Source organism: Egibacter rhizosphaerae (genome assembly GCF_004322855.1).
Taxonomy (GTDB): Bacteria; Actinomycetota; Nitriliruptoria; order Euzebyales; family Egibacteraceae; genus Egibacter; species Egibacter rhizosphaerae.
In genome coordinates, this window is sequence record NZ_CP036402.1 from 3,265,135 (window position 1) to 3,281,166 (window position 16,032).

At 71.2% G+C, this 16,032-nt stretch carries 23 protein-coding genes; 17 read left to right on the forward strand and 6 right to left on the reverse strand.

Going from position 1 to position 16,032, the window contains the following annotated elements:
• Positions 1 to 362 precede the first annotated feature (362 nt).
• From ER308_RS15020 to ER308_RS15090, 14 genes are all read left to right on the forward strand, one after another.
• Positions 363 to 2,459, forward strand: coding sequence for a cell wall-binding repeat-containing protein (locus ER308_RS15020; RefSeq protein ID WP_165492128.1), 2,097 nt, complete (start codon positions 363 to 365; stop codon positions 2,457 to 2,459).
• A gap of 219 nt (positions 2,460 to 2,678) precedes the next feature.
• A complete protein-coding gene (locus tag ER308_RS15025) occupies positions 2,679 to 2,885 on the forward strand; it encodes a hypothetical protein (RefSeq protein ID WP_131155738.1) in 207 nt (68 codons plus the stop codon).
• Between the two features lie 419 nt (positions 2,886 to 3,304).
• Positions 3,305 to 4,009, forward strand: coding sequence for a hypothetical protein (locus ER308_RS21740; RefSeq protein ID WP_165492129.1), 705 nt, complete (start codon positions 3,305 to 3,307; stop codon positions 4,007 to 4,009).
• The gene (locus ER308_RS21745; protein ID WP_165492130.1) at positions 3,999 to 4,754 is read left to right on the forward strand and encodes a hypothetical protein; all 756 of its coding nucleotides are present in this window, start codon (positions 3,999 to 4,001) and stop codon (positions 4,752 to 4,754) included. Before ER308_RS21740 ends, ER308_RS21745 begins: the two co-directional genes overlap by 11 nt.
• A gap of 225 nt (positions 4,755 to 4,979) precedes the next feature.
• Positions 4,980 to 5,228 carry a hypothetical protein gene (locus ER308_RS15040; RefSeq protein ID WP_131155740.1) on the forward strand — a complete coding sequence of 83 codons (249 nt, stop codon included), beginning with the start codon at positions 4,980 to 4,982 and terminating at the stop codon, positions 5,226 to 5,228.
• Positions 5,229 to 5,381: 153 nt separating this feature from the next.
• A complete protein-coding gene (locus ER308_RS15045) occupies positions 5,382 to 5,837 on the forward strand; it encodes a helix-turn-helix domain-containing protein (protein WP_165492131.1) in 456 nt (151 codons plus the stop codon).
• Complete coding sequence (locus tag ER308_RS15050) at positions 5,834 to 6,139, forward strand: hypothetical protein (protein WP_131155742.1); 306 nt, start codon at positions 5,834 to 5,836, stop codon at positions 6,137 to 6,139. Before ER308_RS15045 ends, ER308_RS15050 begins: the two co-directional genes overlap by 4 nt.
• 101 nt (positions 6,140 to 6,240) lie before the next feature.
• Entirely contained in the window at positions 6,241 to 6,687 is a 447-nt protein-coding gene (locus ER308_RS15055; protein WP_131155743.1) for a hypothetical protein, read from the forward strand.
• Between the two features lie 5 nt (positions 6,688 to 6,692).
• Positions 6,693 to 7,217, forward strand: a complete 525-nt coding sequence (locus ER308_RS15060; protein WP_165492132.1) for an RES domain-containing protein — start codon at positions 6,693 to 6,695, stop codon at positions 7,215 to 7,217.
• Between the two features lie 16 nt (positions 7,218 to 7,233).
• Positions 7,234 to 7,797, forward strand: coding sequence for a hypothetical protein (locus tag ER308_RS15065; RefSeq protein WP_131155745.1), 564 nt, complete (start codon positions 7,234 to 7,236; stop codon positions 7,795 to 7,797).
• A 294-nt stretch (positions 7,798 to 8,091) separates the two neighbouring features.
• Positions 8,092 to 8,208 (forward strand): antitoxin Xre/MbcA/ParS toxin-binding domain-containing protein, encoded by a 117-nt coding sequence (locus ER308_RS23270; RefSeq protein ID WP_131157050.1) that lies wholly within the window; start codon positions 8,092 to 8,094, stop codon positions 8,206 to 8,208.
• A gap of 198 nt (positions 8,209 to 8,406) precedes the next feature.
• A complete protein-coding gene (locus tag ER308_RS15075) occupies positions 8,407 to 8,772 on the forward strand; it encodes a hypothetical protein (RefSeq protein WP_131155746.1) in 366 nt (121 codons plus the stop codon).
• Between the two features lie 535 nt (positions 8,773 to 9,307).
• A complete protein-coding gene (locus tag ER308_RS15085; RefSeq protein WP_131155748.1) occupies positions 9,308 to 9,727 on the forward strand; it encodes a type IV toxin-antitoxin system AbiEi family antitoxin domain-containing protein in 420 nt (139 codons plus the stop codon).
• Positions 9,724 to 10,293 carry a nucleotidyl transferase AbiEii/AbiGii toxin family protein gene (locus tag ER308_RS15090; RefSeq protein ID WP_131155749.1) on the forward strand — a complete coding sequence of 190 codons (570 nt, stop codon included), beginning with the start codon at positions 9,724 to 9,726 and terminating at the stop codon, positions 10,291 to 10,293. Before ER308_RS15085 ends, ER308_RS15090 begins: the two co-directional genes overlap by 4 nt.
• Positions 10,294 to 10,517: 224 nt before the next feature.
• On the opposite strand, the gene ER308_RS15095 is transcribed toward ER308_RS15090, so the two are convergent.
• Together ER308_RS15095 and ER308_RS15100 are read right to left on the reverse strand one after the other, a co-directional pair.
• Positions 10,518 to 10,724 (reverse strand): hypothetical protein, encoded by a 207-nt coding sequence (locus ER308_RS15095; RefSeq protein WP_131155750.1) that lies wholly within the window; start codon positions 10,722 to 10,724, stop codon positions 10,518 to 10,520.
• Positions 10,700 to 11,515: an integrase gene (locus ER308_RS15100; RefSeq protein ID WP_420826165.1), complete on the reverse strand. Its 816-nt coding sequence runs from the start codon at positions 11,513 to 11,515 to the stop codon at positions 10,700 to 10,702. Before ER308_RS15100 ends, ER308_RS15095 begins: the two co-directional genes overlap by 25 nt.
• Here ER308_RS15100 and ER308_RS23275 point away from each other — a divergent pair.
• Positions 11,405 to 11,935: a DUF433 domain-containing protein gene (locus ER308_RS23275; protein WP_420826166.1), complete on the forward strand. Its 531-nt coding sequence runs from the start codon at positions 11,405 to 11,407 to the stop codon at positions 11,933 to 11,935. The two genes, ER308_RS15100 and ER308_RS23275, sit on opposite strands and share 111 nt — an antisense overlap.
• A 443-nt stretch (positions 11,936 to 12,378) precedes the next feature.
• On the opposite strand, the gene ER308_RS15110 is transcribed toward ER308_RS23275, so the two are convergent.
• From ER308_RS15110 to ER308_RS15125, 4 genes are all read right to left on the reverse strand, one after another.
• Positions 12,379 to 12,789 carry a type II toxin-antitoxin system VapC family toxin gene (locus ER308_RS15110; protein ID WP_131155753.1) on the reverse strand — a complete coding sequence of 137 codons (411 nt, stop codon included), beginning with the start codon at positions 12,787 to 12,789 and terminating at the stop codon, positions 12,379 to 12,381.
• On the reverse strand, positions 12,786 to 13,016 hold the full coding sequence (locus tag ER308_RS15115; RefSeq protein ID WP_131155754.1) for a type II toxin-antitoxin system Phd/YefM family antitoxin: 231 nt from the start codon (positions 13,014 to 13,016) through the stop codon (positions 12,786 to 12,788). The genes ER308_RS15110 and ER308_RS15115 overlap by 4 nt, the downstream gene beginning before the upstream one ends.
• Before the next feature lie 158 nt (positions 13,017 to 13,174).
• Positions 13,175 to 13,807: a hypothetical protein gene (locus ER308_RS15120; protein WP_131155755.1), complete on the reverse strand. Its 633-nt coding sequence runs from the start codon at positions 13,805 to 13,807 to the stop codon at positions 13,175 to 13,177.
• The gene (locus ER308_RS15125; protein ID WP_131155756.1) at positions 13,804 to 14,841 is read right to left on the reverse strand and encodes a hypothetical protein; all 1,038 of its coding nucleotides are present in this window, start codon (positions 14,839 to 14,841) and stop codon (positions 13,804 to 13,806) included. The genes ER308_RS15120 and ER308_RS15125 overlap by 4 nt, the downstream gene beginning before the upstream one ends.
• Positions 14,842 to 14,954: 113 nt before the next feature.
• Between ER308_RS15125 and ER308_RS15130 the strand changes: the two genes are divergently transcribed.
• Both ER308_RS15130 and ER308_RS15135 read left to right on the forward strand, forming a co-directional pair.
• Positions 14,955 to 15,449, forward strand: coding sequence for a hypothetical protein (locus ER308_RS15130; protein ID WP_131155757.1), 495 nt, complete (start codon positions 14,955 to 14,957; stop codon positions 15,447 to 15,449).
• Positions 15,450 to 15,830: 381 nt separating this feature from the next.
• Positions 15,831 to 16,016, forward strand: a complete 186-nt coding sequence (locus tag ER308_RS15135) for a hypothetical protein (protein WP_131155758.1) — start codon at positions 15,831 to 15,833, stop codon at positions 16,014 to 16,016.
• Positions 16,017 to 16,032 lie beyond the last annotated feature (16 nt).

Sequence of the window (16,032 nt, forward strand, 5' to 3'; positions counted from 1 at the left end):
CAGTTCGGGGAGCCGGTCGTCGCCGAGGGCGACCGGCTCGACCGTCTGGCCGCCGAGCAGCGCGCCCGCGCCGCGGTCGAGCGCGTCCGCCGAGAGCTGGAGGCCGCCGGAGCATGATCACCGCGCCCCCACGCCACCCGATTCCGACTCACTAGCCGCAAGGGCGGTGAAGAGCGGGGTAACTCGGCAACACCGTCGGCCGGTGGGGCAGCGGTCGTTACCGGTCCACGCAGGGCGCTCGAGCCGGACAACGGCGACCTCGGGCTCGGCTGCTAGACACTGCGGTTAACTCGATCTGGGCACGGTCGATGGTGACGGGCGGGATCCCGAAGGTGGTCGAGACACGTACTCGGGGGAGGCCAATGCGAACGAGGCAGCGGGGAACGCGGGCGCTGGGGGTCCTCATCGGAGCGATCGCCCTGACGTTGGTAGGCGTGCCCGACGAGGTGCGCGCGGACGACGAGACGCCCGGCGACCGGAACGATTGGCTCGGCGCCTTGAACGCCTTCCGGGCGGCCGGGGGTCTCGACCCGGTCGAGGAGGAGCCTGCCTGGTTGGATTCCCTCGAGGCGGGCGGGCGCTACGTGGTGGAGGAGAACCACTTCACCCACTACCCCGACGAGGACAGCGAGTACTACTCGGAGGCGGCCGCCGAGGGGCTTCACAGCAACCTCATCACGCCGGCGCGCTCGCCGGCGACGAGCATCGAAGGGTGGATCGGCTCGCCGGGGCACGCCGCGAACGCCCTGCACCCGACCTTGGAGCGGGTCGCCTACCTGGGGTACAAGGACGAGGACAGCGCCGACATCACGAGCGTGGCGCTGCTCGACGTCATGCGCGGTCGCGACGGCTCGCCGCCGGGCGAGCCGCTGCTGTGGCCGGCCGACGAGGCTCGGGTGCCGCTGCGCGACTCGGGGGACTCGTGGAAGCTCGATGGCTGCGAGAGCGAGGGCTTCTTCGCGGTGGTGTACCCGTCCGGCGACGGTGAGGCCGACGTCGCCTCCACCTCGTGGGTCGATGCGGACGGCGAGGAGGTGGCGCACTGCGCCACCCGCGACCTGCTCGATATCGACGGCGGGCCTCGCGGGGAGTGGCCGAGCGCGGCGTTCGTCGGCACCGAGGAGCCGCTCGAGTTCGGTCGCGAGTACGAGCTCGAGGTCCGGCTCGAATCGGGGGAGGAGCTGTCCTCAACGTTCGAGATCGCGTGGCCCTCCGAGGTGGACGGCTACCCGGCGCCGTTCCCCAAGCCGAAGTGGGCCGAGCCCGAAGCCGAGCTCGAGGTGCGCGAGCGTGAACCGGACGCCGTCGTGGTCGAGCGCCCGGACGTCGAGGGCCTTCGCGGCCTCGAGGTCGTCGTCGACGGAGAGGCGCGGCGCGCTCCCTTCGTCCTTGACGATATCTCGATCAGCGGGCTCGAACCCGATACCGAGCACCACATCGAGCTGGTCGCGCTGGCCGAGGACGGCAGCCCGGTGCCCGGTCCCGCCGGCAGCGTGACGACGCCGCCCGAGCCGGAGACGCACCGGCACGCCGCCGAGGAGCGGGTCGGGACCGCCCTCGAGGTTGCCGACGAGGCGTTCCCCGACGGTGCCGACACGGTCGTGCTCGTCAGTGGTGAGGACGCTGCGGACGCGCTCGCTGCTACGCCGTTGGCGGCCGCGGTGGACGCGCCGCTGCTGCTGACCCGCGCGGGCTCCGACGGGACCCTCGAGCCGGCGGTGCGCGATGCGGTCGAAGCGCTCGGCGCTGATGAGGCGCTGGTGGTCGGGGGCGATGCGGTCGTCGGGCCGTCCGTGGTCGACAACCTCGACGCGGCCGGGCTCGACGTCGCCCGACTCGCGGGCTCCGACCGGTTCGCGACGGCCGCCCTGGTCGCCGACGAGGTCGCCGACCGCGGCGGCTCGACCGACGACGCGCTCCTCGCCGCCAGCGACCCCGGCGACCCGGACGCGGGCTGGCCAGACGTGCTCGGCGCGGGTCCCTACGCGGCGCTCGACGAGCCCACGCCGATCCTGCTCACCGCGCCTGAGCGCCTACCCGACGCCACACGCGAGGCCGTGGCCGATCGCGGCACGGTCGAGGTCGTCGGGGGCACCGGCGTCGTCGACGAGGGCGTTGCTGCCGAGCTCACCGCTCTGGGCGCCGACGTGACGCGCCTGGCGGGCGCGGACCGCTACGAGACCAACCGCCACCTCGTCGAGGCTGCGATCGCCGCTGGCGCTGACGGGGACGTCGTGTGGCTGGCCAGTGGCAACGGATTCGCCGACGGCCTCGCCGCGGGCGCTGCTGCGGCCCAGACCGGCGGCGTGGTGGCGCTCGTCCAGGGCGACGAGCCGAGCTGGACCGGCGCGACCCGCCAGTGGCTACTCGACGAGGAACCCCAGGCTGTTCACGTCGTGGGCGGCCCCACTGCCGTGGCACCCGAACTCGTCGATGCCTTGCGGCCCGACCGTCCGTAGTAGCCGTTCGCCTCGACGGCGGGCCCTTCCTCGCCGGATGCCGCCGGCGCTGAGGCTCCACCGAGCACCGGGCCTGCGCCGAGCTGCTGGCCCACACTCGCGGCCCCGTGGTCGTCGACGGCAGCATCACCAGCCACCCGCCCGATCCGCGCGTGCACGGCGTCATCAAGACCCACACCGGCCGCTGGCTGGACGACGAGAGCGTGCTCTACCAGCTGCGTGGCGAGCAGCGCACCGGCGCGTTCCGAACGGTCGATTGTCGATCTCTACCGGCTGCGCCACCTCGAAGGCCTCGAACTCGCTCGCGAGGCGCTGCGAGCGTGGCTGCGGCGCCCCGGTGCGCAGCCCGCCGCGTTGCTCGAGCTCGCCGGTGCCTTCCCCGCCGCCGGCGGGCAGCTGCGCGCTGACCTTGAGGTGCTGTTGTGAGCCGCCACGATCCCAGCGGCGCCCTGCGCCAGTACCGTGCGCTGCAGCGCCACGCCCGCGCCAGCGGCCGGCCCACCGCCGAGTTGCTGCAGCTGTAGCCCAAGCCATCCGCGAGGACGACGTCTACGCCGGCGTGCGTGTCTCCCTCGACGCCGGACTGGCGACCGCGCAGCTCAAACTCAAGGTCGACGTCAACGTCGGCGATCCCATCTGGCCCGACCCGCATGCCGCCCGGCTGAGCCGACGCCATCTGACAGCGGCTGACCCGACGGGCAGCACCACCCAAGCCCCTGTGGCCGTCACCCGACGGCCACAGGCCTCCCAGCGGTGATGGTTGCCCGAACCGGACCCTTGGGGGTACGGTTTCGGAAACCGGTCGTCTATAGATGCGGTTCCTGTAATATCGAGCGGATGATGGCATGCAGGACCTTCGCGACGTGATGCCGCTTGCTGATGCCGCCGGCCGGCTGGCCATGCCTGCGGCCAAGCTGCGGGGCCGCATCCGCGCCGGCGAGTTGGCCGCACGGCGCCAGGCCGGCCGGTGGATGGTGCCGGTCAGCGAAGTGCGGCGCCTCGAAGGGCTGCCACGCCCCGAGGGGCGGCCCTACTCGCCTGAGGCAGCCTGGGCGATGCTGACGATGCTTTCCGGCCATCCGGTTGCGCTGGCGCCCCCTCGCCGGTCGCAGCTGCGCCGCCATCTTCGTGAGCGCGGTATCGATGAGCTGGCCGGACGGCTGCGCCGACGAGCCAGCCGACGGCCGGGGTTCGTCCACCCCTCCAAGCTCGACGCCCTGGCCAGCGATCCGCGTACGGTGGTCACCGGTTGGGCCGGCGCCGAGCAAGTGGGCGCGCCGCTGCGCTCGACCCAGTCCGAGCCGACCGAGGTCTATGTCCATCAGCCCGACCTCGAGGCCCTGCTGGTCGACTACGCCGTCGCCGACGCCGTGGAGGTCGCCAACGTCGTGCTGCAGGTGGTCGCCGACCGGCTGGTGATCCCACAGCAGCAGGGCACCGCGACGGCGCCGGTCGTCGGGCTCGATCTTCTCGAGTCCGGAGACCCTCGTGGGCGGCAGGCCGGGCACGGCATGTTCGCCGACGCGGTGGCAGCCTTCCGTGAGCGCTGAGCTGTTGTACGCCCACGCCCCCGTGTGCCTGCCGGCCGACGGGCCCACCACAGCGCTTTGGGAGGCCCTGGTCGACCTCGCCGATGCCCGACCGGACGGGTGGACGCTCATCGGCGCGTTGATGGTCAGTCTCCACGAGCACGAGGCCCGACAGCCAAGCGCACGGCTCACGGCCGACGCCGACGCGGTCGTCGACGTGCGCGGGGCCACCAGCGGTCCGCGAACCCTCGCCGAGACCCTGCTCGGCCAGGGCTGGCAACTCTACGACGCCGACGTGGACATCAACCAGGTCGGCTACATCTTCCGCCGCGGTGACCTCGCGTTCGACCTCACCGTGTACGCCCTCGTAGGCCGCGCCCTCGCGGATGTGCTCCAGCCCCAGCCCAGAGGGCTCGAAGGCCACGCCGTCGTCAGCGTCGACCTCGCAGACGTTGCGTACCCAATCCCGCGACGGCGTCGAGGTCGTTGGCACCCCCGACCCGGCATGCGCCAGCCGGTACAGGAACCGCTCCAACACGTACAGCTGGAACAGCTCATCGGTCGCGCGTCCCTCCCGGCGGGCCAGGTTGCGCAGGTCGTTGTACACGCGGCCGGCGGTGGTATCGCGGCGCGGCTGCGGACTCACGCCTGCAACACCTCCAGGGCCTCCGCGGCCGGGGTCGCACACCGCAACGCCCGAGCGGTGCTCATGACCTCGCCCGCGGCGGCGCGGCGGTGTCCCAGCAAGTGTCGCAACGCTCCGTAGGCGAGGTCGGTGCCGATCTGGTGACGCAGCCGCAGCGCATCCACCACTGAGCGCACCGCCCCGTAGACAGCCACGAACTCCCCCGGCGCGACCTCGAGGGACTCCTGCCCGACCCCGAACGTGTCCGCGTCGAACACGTGCACCCGCACCGGCGGATACGAGATCTGCGGCCTAGCCCGAGGCGGCGGCTGCGGTGCCGCGACGGGTCAGCGGTAGTCTGTGGGTATGAGCGAGACGCGCACACCGATACCGATCGACTCGGCGCTGTATGAGCGTGCGGCGCTCGCGGCTGCCGAGGATGGCGTCGACGCCTCGGAGCTGGTGGAGGAGGCGCTGCGTCGGACGCTCGCGATTCGTGCGTTGGGTCGCCTGCAGGACGGCAGCTCATGGCGGGAGCGTCCCGAGGACGAGGTCATGCGCATGGTGGTGGGCGAGCAGGCGGCCGCTCGGGACGAGCGCGGTCGCGCGTCCTGACACCCTCCTTGGCACGCCACTCGTCCTTGCCGAGCAGTTGGTGGGCTCGCGCAGGGATTGCGCCGTCAGCGACCGCTGAGTATGTTGTGGGTTACAGGTGTTACATCCATGGTGGGGGCCCGTGGATAGGCATCGATGGTGGAAGGTGCTGGTATGGCAGTGACGTTGAAGGCAGAGGAGGTCGGGCAGACCACAGAGCTGTTCGAGGAGATCCTCACCTCGCCAGAGGTCCGGCTCGTCGATGCTCACGGCCACGAGGCGGTGCTCTCGCCGCACGTCGCAGGCTTCTTGCGTGCGGCGGTCGTTGCCGCCTCCAGCGGGAACGCGCTGCTGTTCAGTGAGGACGACACGATGTCGCCCGCCGAGGCGGCACAGGTGCTGGGCGTGTCGCGACCGATGGTGTACCGCTACATCAAGGACGGTCTCCTCGAGGACCGGCCCGTCAACACCTACCACCGCATCCCTGCGGCGTCGGTACACGAGCTCGCAGAGCAGCGGCGCGGCGCAGCCGAGCGCAGCGCCCAACTGCTGCGCGACGACCCCGATCACCCCCGGGTCGCGGCGGCCCGAGCGCGTGCTCGCGCTCGTCGCGCCGACCGCGACGCGTGACCGAACCGTTCCCAGCGGTCGGCGACGCACCCTGGGAGCTGCGGTTCACCCGACGGGCCCTGTCAGACGTCGGTGCGCCGGCCGCGCGTCAGCATCCCGGCGACATTCAGGCGGTGCGCAGAGTCGCGACCTACCAGCGCGTCATCGACGACTTCGTCCAAAAGCGCGCGGAGCACCCACAGGCGCCCGGCGATCCGCTGCACGGTCTCGGCCGGCCCGACATCATCAGCCTGCACAGCGCCGCGGGCGGGCGAGCTGCCACGTGGTACGACCGCGCGACCGCAGTCGTCTGGAAGGGGTAGGCAGAAGGCGGGACCGGTGGAAGGGCGCCTACTGGTCCGCCGCGCTTGGACCATTGCACTTGCGTTTTGCTTGCGGTACTGTGCTGGCCAGGAGGTGCCCCATGAGCGCGAACGCCACCTACGACCCGGACGAAGTCGCCCGCGAACTAATCGAGTCGTACCCCGACGGGGCGCGTGACATCGCCGCCCGCGTCCTCGACCGCACGTCCAGCCAGCCGCGCGTCGACGCGCTGCGGCGACTGCTGTCGGTGTGGGACGTCTCACGGGCGGAGGCTGCCGCGATGTTCGGCGTGTCGCGGCAAGCGTTGAGCCAGTGGGTGGACCACGGTGACGTGCCCGCCGACCGCGCCGACCGGCTGGCGACCCTGTCGGCCGCCACCGATCTGCTCGAGCATTACGTGAAGGTCGACCGGATCCCGGCCGTGGTGCGCCGACCCGCCGAGGACCTCGGCGGTGAGAGCCTGCTGCAGCTCGCGGTGGACGGCCGGGCCGACGAGGCGCTGCGGTACGCGCGAGACTTGTTCGACATCGCCCGCTGGCAATCGTGAGAAGCGTGTCATGGCCACCGGGCTCGCGGTGGCTGCGGCTGGCGGACCCGTCGTGGGACGACCCGTTGGACGCGACGTTCGCTGCCCGCTTCGGCGGCCGGTGGACGCCGGTGGGCGGCGAGCCCACGCTGTACCTGTGCGCCGACGCGCCGACGGCGTGGCGCATTGTGACCGCGCGGCTCGCGTCGTCGCCAGTCAATGTTGAGGACGTACGCGACGAAGCGGGCCCCGACCTGGTCGACGTGGAACTGGCGCCACCGGTGACCGCGATCGACGCGGCGAGCAACGAAGGGCTGGTCGCGGCCGGGCTGCCGACGTCGTACCCGCTGGACGGGGTGGATGGTGACGTGGTCGGCCACACCGACTGTCGGCCGGTGGGCGCGGCCGCTGCGGCCGACGAGTTCGACGGGGTGTACGCGCGGTCGGCCGCCACCCGAGACGGGCGCGGCCGAGAGCTCGCCTGGTTCCCCAAGCGGCGCGCGGCGCGGTTGAGGGCGCGCTCCCCGTTCACCGTCTGGTCGCGTCAGTAGGCAACGGTGCAGGAAGGTGAGCGCCGACGCGGCGAGGCCCGATCAGTCGGCGCCCCTCCACCGGTCCCGCTTTCTGCCTACCTCTTTCGTGTGGTTCCTCGGATTCACGCCCGAGCACGACTACACCCTCTTCGAGAGACGCGCCGAGGTGGGCCACCTGCTTCCAGACGAGGACGACGAAGTCCAACTCGAACTCGAACGGGAGCAGCTCGACTTCGAAAGCCGCATTCGTCCGGGGGTGCTGGAACTGGTGCGCCGGGCTGTCGCCGCGCCGATGGTGCCCCACCGCGGCACAGTCGGAGGTCTTCTCCGCGTGGAGCTTTCGGTGGCGGTAGTGCATGACGGCGGCGAAGCGGTTGGCGACGTCTGGCTCATCGTTCACCTGCCCCTGCAACCCGACGCCGCACAGGTGCCGGGATGGCCGGGTTCCGACCTCCTCACCACGGTGGCGGGAGTGATCGGCGCGGGCGACCTCGACTACGACTCGCAGGTGCCCACCGAGGACGGCTGGCGACCGTTGGACCCTGAGACGGAGCTCGGCATCGTCGTTCGCAACGTCGAGCTGGCAAGCAGGACGTAGCTGCAGGCGACGCTGCCAACCGTGAGCACACCCGCCCGCCGAGGGTCTCACCAGCACCCAGACGTTTGACGTCACCCCCGACGACGAGGCCACCAACCCGACCAGCGACGATCGTGACTACGCCGCGAGCGGCATCGATGCCGACAGCGACGTCGAGGTCGCGCTCGCCGACGCCGACGACGTCACCGTCGAGGACAACACCGTGAGCTTCGGCGACGACGGCGACGGCAACGCCGACTTCAGCGACACCGACGCCTACATCTCCGAGTCCGGCGGTGTGAGCCAGCGCAGTGGCTGCGTGCCCGCAACCGACTGCTGGACGGACGCCGGCCGCTGGACGCGCTGGCCGAGGGCGATGCCGACGCGGTGCGCGAGGCCGCGGACGCCTTCGACGCGGGCAGCTACGTCTAGCCTGCTGCGGGGGTGGGCGTCGAGGGCGGGGACGTCGGCGCGCGGGGAAGCGGCTGCGTCTCGCCGCTGGCGCAGCACCCACGTGCGCTCGGCAGCTCGCCGGGGCGCGCTGCCCGGGCTCCAGTCAGCGGGCCAAGGAGCCGACCCTTCCTCGTAGGCAGCTCGCACTGCTGCATGTCCAGCTCCGAGGGGCACGTGATGGACCACCGCACCTGCATCCACTGTGACCGACCGGTGTACGAGCCCCTGGTCCGTGCCTCGAGGGGCGAGACCGACAACCGGCTGCGGCACCGCGACAGCGACGACATCGAGTGCTATCCCAAGCACCGCTACCCGGTGGCCGAAACCGAACACGCCAGACACGCGAAGGAACGCGAGGACACAAAGGCTCGCGCCGACGAGCGGCTGAATCGGGTGATGCACGGGCTGACCTTCGGCGGGTTCGGCGCGACCGGGGGCGCGCTCACCAGCGCCATGCTCTTCTCGTCGTTCGATCCCCCGGCGTGGCCGATCGCTCTGGGCGCGATCATCGGTGCGCTGTACGGCGCGACTTCGCCGGGCTGACGGAGCCAGCCACACACGCGATCCCCCTGCGGCACCGCCCCCAAGCATCGAGCACGCCATCGTCGATCTCGCCCGCCGCCGCTCACGGCGACGTCGAGCCACTCCGGGAGAGGTATCGCGGCTGTGGCCCTGCGCTCGGACCGAACGGCTCGACGAACGCGCGCGGCGAACCGCGCGCCCGCGCCGCGGACATGCAGGGGTGAGTGCGCCCGGGCCGAGGTCGCAGCCGCACACCCGGGCAGCGTCCCTCCCGAGCGGGCCACCGATACCACAGCATTACTTTGTTAAAAGTAGCTCCATAAGCTACAGTGGACAAAGTCATGAGCATACGCGGGCTCCCACTGGACCTGTACCGGCTCGGACGTCGCGTGGTGCGCCCGCGCGACGCCGAAGGGTTGTACCGCAACCCGCGGGCGGAGTTTCGCCGTCTGGCCGACGCGGGCGCGTTGCGGCGGGTGGCGCACGGCTACTACCTCATCCCCCGCAGGAGGCGCTGGGCGACGCGCGCTGGCGGCCGCCGGTTGAGGATCTCGCGTTGGGGATCGCGGTGGCCGACCACGGCGAGCGGGCGGCCCTGATGGGCTTGTCCGCGGCGCGCTACCACGGCGCGGTGCCCCGCGCGCACGCCACCGCGTGGGTCGCGGTCGGGGTGAACCGCCGTCCCATCGACGGGGGCGTCTACGGGCGGGTGGTGTTCGTGCCCCGCGACCTCGAGCGGCTGGATCTGGTGCGCGCGCGCACCGCGATCGCCGACGGGTACGTCACCGGCATCGAGCAGACCATCGTCGATCTCGCCCGCCGCCCGGCTCACGGCGGCGGGGAGGACACCGCGCGGGAGGCCATCGCGCGGCTGTGGCCCCGCGCCGAGACCGACCGGCTCGACCAGCTCGCCCGCGAGCAGCGCGCCCGCGCCGCGCTCAACCGGGTCCGCGTCGAGCAGGGGGCGGCGGGATGATCACCGCGCCCGAGGCCGCCCGCTGGGCCGAGCGGCTCGGCGTGACGCGCGAGCAGATCGAACGCGACCACCTCGTCTCCCACCTCCTCGCCGCGCTGCCGCGACTCGACGGCCCCGACGCCGCGTTCGTCGGTGGCACCGCGCTCGCGCGCACCCACCTCGACGGGCTTCGGGTCTCCGAGGACATCGACCTGCTCGTCGACGACCCGCACGACTACGCACCACGGCTGCAGAGTGAGCTCGGCCGCCTTCTCCGCCGCGCCTACCCCGAGCTGGAGATCGGCTCCGCCGCCCGCGCCCCACGCGACCTCACCCTGCACCTCACCGCCAACGCGGTCCCCAGCGTGGAAGTCCAGCTGCTGCGCCGCGAACCCGCCGAGCAGCAGCTCGAGTACGAGCAACGCGCCGTGTCCCTGCGCTACCACGACCTGCCCACCTCGGTCGACTGGCGCGTGCCCACCGCCGAGTCCTTCGTCGCGCTCAAACCGCGCCCCTTCAACCGGCAACCACGGACCGGAGCCTGTGGTCAGCGACCCTCCCGGACCTTGGCGCGCAGCCCGCCATAGGCGAGGGATCCAGTGGGGTTCATCCCAACGCAGCCACGCGGGACGCGAGCCGATACCGCGACCCGGCAAACAGGCGGGCAGGCGCAGGTAGGATCCGTGGCCTGGGCGGGGACGCCGGCGATGAGCGCGCCACCACCGCGCGGGCGCGCCAGCACGTCAGCGCGGAGGCCGCGGCATGCCGCAGCGGCGCGCCCCCCGTCACGGGGCGCGCCGCTGGGCGCCTCTCAGCACGTGAACTCGTACAGCTCGCCGTCGTGGGCGGTGAGCGTCGCAGCTCGGTAGGTGCCCGCGCCGTCGCTGAGCAGCACTTCGTCGCCGGGCGCGAGGTTCTCGTCGCCGTCGAGCTGCGCCTCGTGCACGGTCGTCTTGCCGTGACGAAGCATCAGTGGTGTGGTCTCGACCGTGATCACGGTTCGGTTGATGGTCTGCATAGGCCTGTGGGTGCCAGAAACCCGGTCGTGGCTTCATGCCGCGTTTTTGTACTCGTTGATGAGGCCGTCCTCCGGAGGTGGCGCTGGTTCCAGACGAGCGTGCGGTCGAGGAGCTCGCGGCGCAGGCTCTGGATCCAGCGCTCGGCGAAGCTGTTGGCCACCGGCGTGCGCACCGGAGTGGCGAGGACCTTCATACCCGCGCTGCGGAATACGGCGTCGAAGGATGTGGTGAACTGGCTTCCGCGGTCGCGGACCAGCGCTTTGGCGCTGGCGAGCCTGTCGCCGTGGGTGAGGAAGAGGTTGCGGGCTGCCTGCGTGGTCCAGGCGGCGGTGGGGTTGGCTGTGATGCCTCCGAGGATGACTTCGCGGCTGGCCGTGTCGATGAAGAACAGCACGTAGACGCGGCGCAGCAGGACCGTGTCGACGGTGGCGAAGTCGCAGGCCACGGCGGCTTGGGAGCGAAGCAATTGCGGCCACGTCGTCGACGTGCGTGTGGGGGCGGGATCGATGCCGGCGTCGTTGAGGATCTTCCACACCGTCGATGCCTCGATGGTGTGGCCGAGCCGGCTGAGCTCGCCGTGGGTGCGGCGGTAGCCCCAGGTCGGGTTCTCACGCGCCATGCGCATCGCGAGGCTGCGGGCCTGGGCCGCGGTGCTGGGACGGCCCGGCCGGCGACGCGGATGCCCCCCGTGCCGTGCGATTCGTCGGCGGTGCCAGCGCAGCAGCGTGTCGGGGGTGACCAGCCAGCCCTGCCGGCGGGGGCGCGGGAGCGCGGTCGCGATCGCGCCCATCAGGCCGCGGTCGCGCTCGGTGAGCTCCGGCCTGCCGAGCTGGCGGCGCAGGACCGCCACCTGGTGACGGAGGACGATGATCTCGAGGTCCTTCGCGCGACCGGAGCGGGTCGCGAGTGTGATGGCGGTGCGTGCTCGCAAGCAGCAGACGGGTCGGCACCGTGCATCCGCGGGCTGCGCGTTCCCGTGGCGAGCGTGGTCGCCACGGTCGCTGACGGTATGACCGCCGACGAGCTCGTCGCCGCCTACCCCGACCTGGAACGCGAGGACGTCGCTGATGCGCTGCACTACGCCGCCGACGCGTTACGCGAACGCGCGCGGAGGCGTTCGCTGACATCGAGTCGTGCGAGAGCGACGAGCGGGGCCGCTGGTCGGCGCTGTACGAGGTGTGGGCGCCAGCCAGGACCGCGAGGCCGCTGACGGTCGGGTGGGGTTCGTTTCCCGCGACCTCGATCGGCTGGATCTCGTGCGTGCCCGCACCGCCATCGTCGCCGGGCAGGTCACCGGCATCGAGCAGACCATCATCGACCTCGCCCGTCGCCCCGCGCAATCATCGGGGTGCTGTACGGCGCGACCTCGCAGCACTGACGAGGCCAGCCACGCGTTCGATCGACCTACGACTGCGATGACACATGCCCGACGGCCCGTCGCTGTGTGGGGGAAGCGCCGCGCGACTGCGGGCGGGGTGGCCACCACCGCTCGAGCATCGAGTGGCGATCCCGCCGCAGAGACACTCCGAGATCGTGCCGAACGTCGGCCATAGCCGCTTCCGAGCCCGCCGCGGTCGCCCCCCGGAGACCGCGGTGACCTGGTCGGCTGGCCGCGAGCAGCACGCCCGCGCCGCCTGGCACCCCGACGGGACCTTACCCTTGCTGGATTCCCGGGGCGATGACCTCAAGGCTCTCGGCTTCCGCGGCCTTGGCGAGTCGTCCGTCGTAGCTCACCACCGGCGTCTGCGCACCCGCGGCCGCGGCAATGTGCAGCGCATCCAACGTACGGACCCAGGTTCGCTCGGCGATCGCGGCGGCGGTCTCACACAGAGCCGCGTCGACCTCGACTACTCGCAACTGCGTCCAGTCCTGCGCGAACTGCTCCCGCGCTGCGGCCAGCTCACCACCGTCCAGGAGCACCGTGAGGGCTCGCCGGGCCTCAACCGCGGTGTGTCGCGCGGTCACGACATCGGGCTCGGCGTCGAGCAGGGCCTCGCACGCCACGCTCTCGGCTTCCTCGACGTACAGCTTGAGCAGCGCGCTGGTGTCCACGTACAGCGTCACGCGCCACGATCCTCGGCCAGGACTTCGGCCACGCTGCGGTCGCTGCGGAAACGCCGCCGCGGCGGTGAGGAGGACCCATGCTCCGGCCGAACGGCCATCAAGCGGACCGGCAGCTTCCGGCCACCGGCATCGACCTGGAGCACGAGGATCTCCTCCCCGTGCGCCGCCCGCTCGAGATAGTCGGACAAGTGCGCGCGCAACTCTTGGGCATCGATCGTCGTGCTCATACGCCGAGACTACCCCAACGCTCGGTCGTGACTGCCCCGGTCCGACCTCGACCGAGCGGCCTGCCGTCGCTCTCTCGACGAGGCAGACGGTAGTGCTCCTCGAGCAGCGAGCACCCCGACCGCGGGCGGGACGGCGACATCGGCGACCACCGAGGCGCTCACGCATCCCGGCTTTCCACGCGGGCGGCCAGCTCGCGCGCGGCCGCGTGGCTGCGGGTGTCGGCGTGCTCGGCGAGGTCCAGCGCCGCCGCGGCGACCGGCGCGACCGTGCGCCCTTCGAGCTGCCACGCCGCGTCGGGCACCCGGCGCAGCGTCACGTTCGCCCCGCCCGACGCCTCGACTGGACGCAGCGCGAGCGCGGCCACGAGACCGTCGACGGTCCCCTCGGGCACGTAGACGTCGGCCTGCTCGCCCTCGCGCACCGCCAAGCCCACCTTCAACGCCGCCGCCGCCGACAGGCCCGTAGCACAGCCGGCATGCTCGACGTCGCGCAGCACCGAGGGGTGCCCGTGCAGCCGCAGCGGCCGCGCGCGGCGCACCAGCCGCGGCGCGAGCGCCTCGAGCCGCACCGGCGCTTGCAGGCGACGCCGCAGCCGCGAGCGGTCCACGGCAGCGAGCGCCGCCACCGCCCTCTGCTCGCCGTCGAGCCACCGCAGACAGGCCCACGCCACCTGCGGCGACCACGGCCGCCCCGAGGCCCGCGGCGCGGCAGCCAGCCGCTCGAGCGAGTCCGCGTCGACCAGCCACCGGTCCGCCACGCGCTGCGCCTCGACCTGCTGATCGCTGATCATGGCGCGCACCCGCCGCGGGGACACCCCCAGACGACGCGCCGCCTCCGCGGTCGCGACCAGCTCCACGACGCGCCCTCTCGCTCGACCCCATCGAGGACGAAACTGTACCTATAACGGCATGATTCTGCAATCGCCAACACCCAGGTGTTTAACGTCGAGCCGACCGACGGCGACGTGTTCCAGCACACCGACACTGACGCCGACGACGCTGGTGCGCGCGACTTCGAGGTCGACGCCAGCGACGCCGACGAGGTCAGTATCGCGCTGGTCGACGCCGACGAGGTCGACGTTGACAACGGCGTCGTGACCTTCGAGGACCTCGACGGTGACGGCACGTCCAGTTCATCGACGACACCGACGCCGAGATCACCGGCGTGTCGACTGACGGTACCGTGGTGCCGGGCACCAGCGACCGTTTCGACGGCGTTAGCGGTGGCGAGATCGAGTTCACCGTGCAGAGCGCCGAGAACGATCCCGTTGAGGTGCACCCGGTCGTGTTCGTCGCCGACGATGACGATGAGCTGCCCACCGATGAGGGCGATCCGGAGAACGACTTCGGTATCGGCGGTGCGACGTACTTCGCTGCCGTGACCACGCTTGAGTCCGACCCTGAGGCTGGGCAGACGACTGAGCAGCCTGAGGGCAGCATGGTCGACATCGAGATCGGCCTCGTCAACGACAGCGCGGATGACTTCGTCGTGCCGGCCGACGGGCAGACCGTCGAGTACCGGGTAGTCGAAGACGATGCAACGTTGTCGTTCGGCGCGATTCCCTCGGATGACATCGTGCAGTCGGGGGAGGCCGAGACCGAGGATGGCGTCGTCGAGTTCGAGATCGACGGTTCTGAGGCGGAGGACGGCGACCCCGACTGGGACGTCTACTTCCGTTGGCAGGGCGACGGCAACTACGAAGGGCAGACCGAGACCCTGGACAATGGCGACGAGGTTCGCCTCGAGTGGGTCGACAGCGAGCGGGTCGCCGACGCCCTTGAGTTCGATGCGGAGGACTCCGTCAACGAGGTCAGCACTACGCACATGGTGAACGTGCAGGTGGTCGACCAGTTTGAGGGGCCTACGCGCTCGACGAGGAAGAGGACTGGCAGGTCGAATTCACCGTCGACACCGACAACGATGGGGACTTCACCCAGGTGGTCCAGGTCGACGGTGACGGATCGGCATCGTTCAGCTACCAGGGCCCTTCGGCCTCCGGTACGGACGACATTGATGCGGCCCTCCAGGAAACCGAGGACCCGAACGACCCCGTGGACGACGACACCGGCACTGCCATCACCGCCAGTGCGAACAAGCACTGGTGGGAGGACGCCGAAGAGGGTCAGGACCCCGAGGCGGCCGATGCTGCGGAGGTTCTCGCCGCGGACTTCGACACCGAGCACGTCATCGTGAAGGTGACCGCTGCTGCCGGTTCGCTCGATCAGTTCGATGTGCTGCGCTACGACTACGACGCCTCCGACTTCTACGTCACCGAGGACGGTTCGGCGACGAAGGCTCAGTGGGTGTCGGTTATGCAGGACATCGTCGATCCCGACGAAACACCAGACAACAGTGAGGACGCACTTATCACCGACGAGTACCTGAACGACGACGCGAACACGACCTTCGAGCTCTCCGATGAGGGACTGTAAGGACGGTCGTTCTGACGGCTAGTTTCGCCTAGTGAACGTCGCGGAGCCCCGGTCCTCTCGGAGGGCCGGGGCTCCGGTCGTTTCGGGCTCCGTCGAGTTTGTCGTCGTGCTCGTGGAAGGTGAGTTGTGGAGAGCGCGATGTATTCGCCATTGCGGGACCTTTTGGAGGACAATGAGGACGGTCTCTCGGGTCTGCGGCTATGTGGGCAGCTGTTCGTAGCTGATGAGGATTGTGGGTGACTTGGTCGGGGGCGAGGCCGTGATGGTCTCGGGGGTCGGCGTTGGTGGCGGGGAAGAGCGCGAGGTTGTCGGGGAGGCGGGTCGGGTGGTGGTGAGGTAGCGCGTGAGGGTGAAGCTGGGAGTCGGTGAGCGGTTCACGCGGTGCCGCGCGCGCACGCCACCGCGTGGGTCGCGGTCCCGGTGATCCGCCGCCCCGTCGACGGGGGCGTCTACGGTCGAGTGGTGTTCGTCTCCCGCGACCTCGACCGGCTGGATCTGGTGCGCGCCCGCACCGCGATCGCCGACGGGCACGTCACCAGCATCGAGCAAACCATCGTCGATCTCTGAGGACATCGATCTTCTC

What these genes read in the sequence shown, in the direction of transcription:
- ER308_RS15120 (WP_131155755.1), bottom strand. Translation starts at nt 13,807, where the DNA reads ATGATCAGCGATCAGCAGGTCGAGGCGCAGCGCGTGGCGGACCGGTGG.
- ER308_RS15040 (WP_131155740.1), top strand. Translation starts at nt 4,980, where the DNA reads ATGAGCGAGACGCGCACACCGATACCGATCGACTCGGCGCTGTATGAG.
- ER308_RS15090 (WP_131155749.1), top strand. Translation starts at nt 9,724, where the DNA reads ATGATCACCGCGCCCGAGGCCGCCCGCTGGGCCGAGCGGCTCGGCGTG.
- ER308_RS15055 (WP_131155743.1), top strand. Translation starts at nt 6,241, where the DNA reads ATGAGCGCGAACGCCACCTACGACCCGGACGAAGTCGCCCGCGAACTA.
- ER308_RS23275 (WP_420826166.1), top strand. Translation starts at nt 11,405, where the DNA reads ATGCCCCCCGTGCCGTGCGATTCGTCGGCGGTGCCAGCGCAGCAGCGT.
- ER308_RS21740 (WP_165492129.1), top strand. Translation starts at nt 3,305, where the DNA reads ATGCAGGACCTTCGCGACGTGATGCCGCTTGCTGATGCCGCCGGCCGG.
- ER308_RS15020 (WP_165492128.1), top strand. Translation starts at nt 363, where the DNA reads ATGCGAACGAGGCAGCGGGGAACGCGGGCGCTGGGGGTCCTCATCGGA.
- ER308_RS15075 (WP_131155746.1), top strand. Translation starts at nt 8,407, where the DNA reads ATGGACCACCGCACCTGCATCCACTGTGACCGACCGGTGTACGAGCCC.
- ER308_RS15115 (WP_131155754.1), bottom strand. Translation starts at nt 13,016, where the DNA reads ATGAGCACGACGATCGATGCCCAAGAGTTGCGCGCGCACTTGTCCGAC.
- ER308_RS15100 (WP_420826165.1), bottom strand. Translation starts at nt 11,515, where the DNA reads ATGGGCGCGATCGCGACCGCGCTCCCGCGCCCCCGCCGGCAGGGCTGG.
- ER308_RS15045 (WP_165492131.1), top strand. Translation starts at nt 5,382, where the DNA reads ATGGCAGTGACGTTGAAGGCAGAGGAGGTCGGGCAGACCACAGAGCTG.
- ER308_RS15095 (WP_131155750.1), bottom strand. Translation starts at nt 10,724, where the DNA reads ATGCAGACCATCAACCGAACCGTGATCACGGTCGAGACCACACCACTG.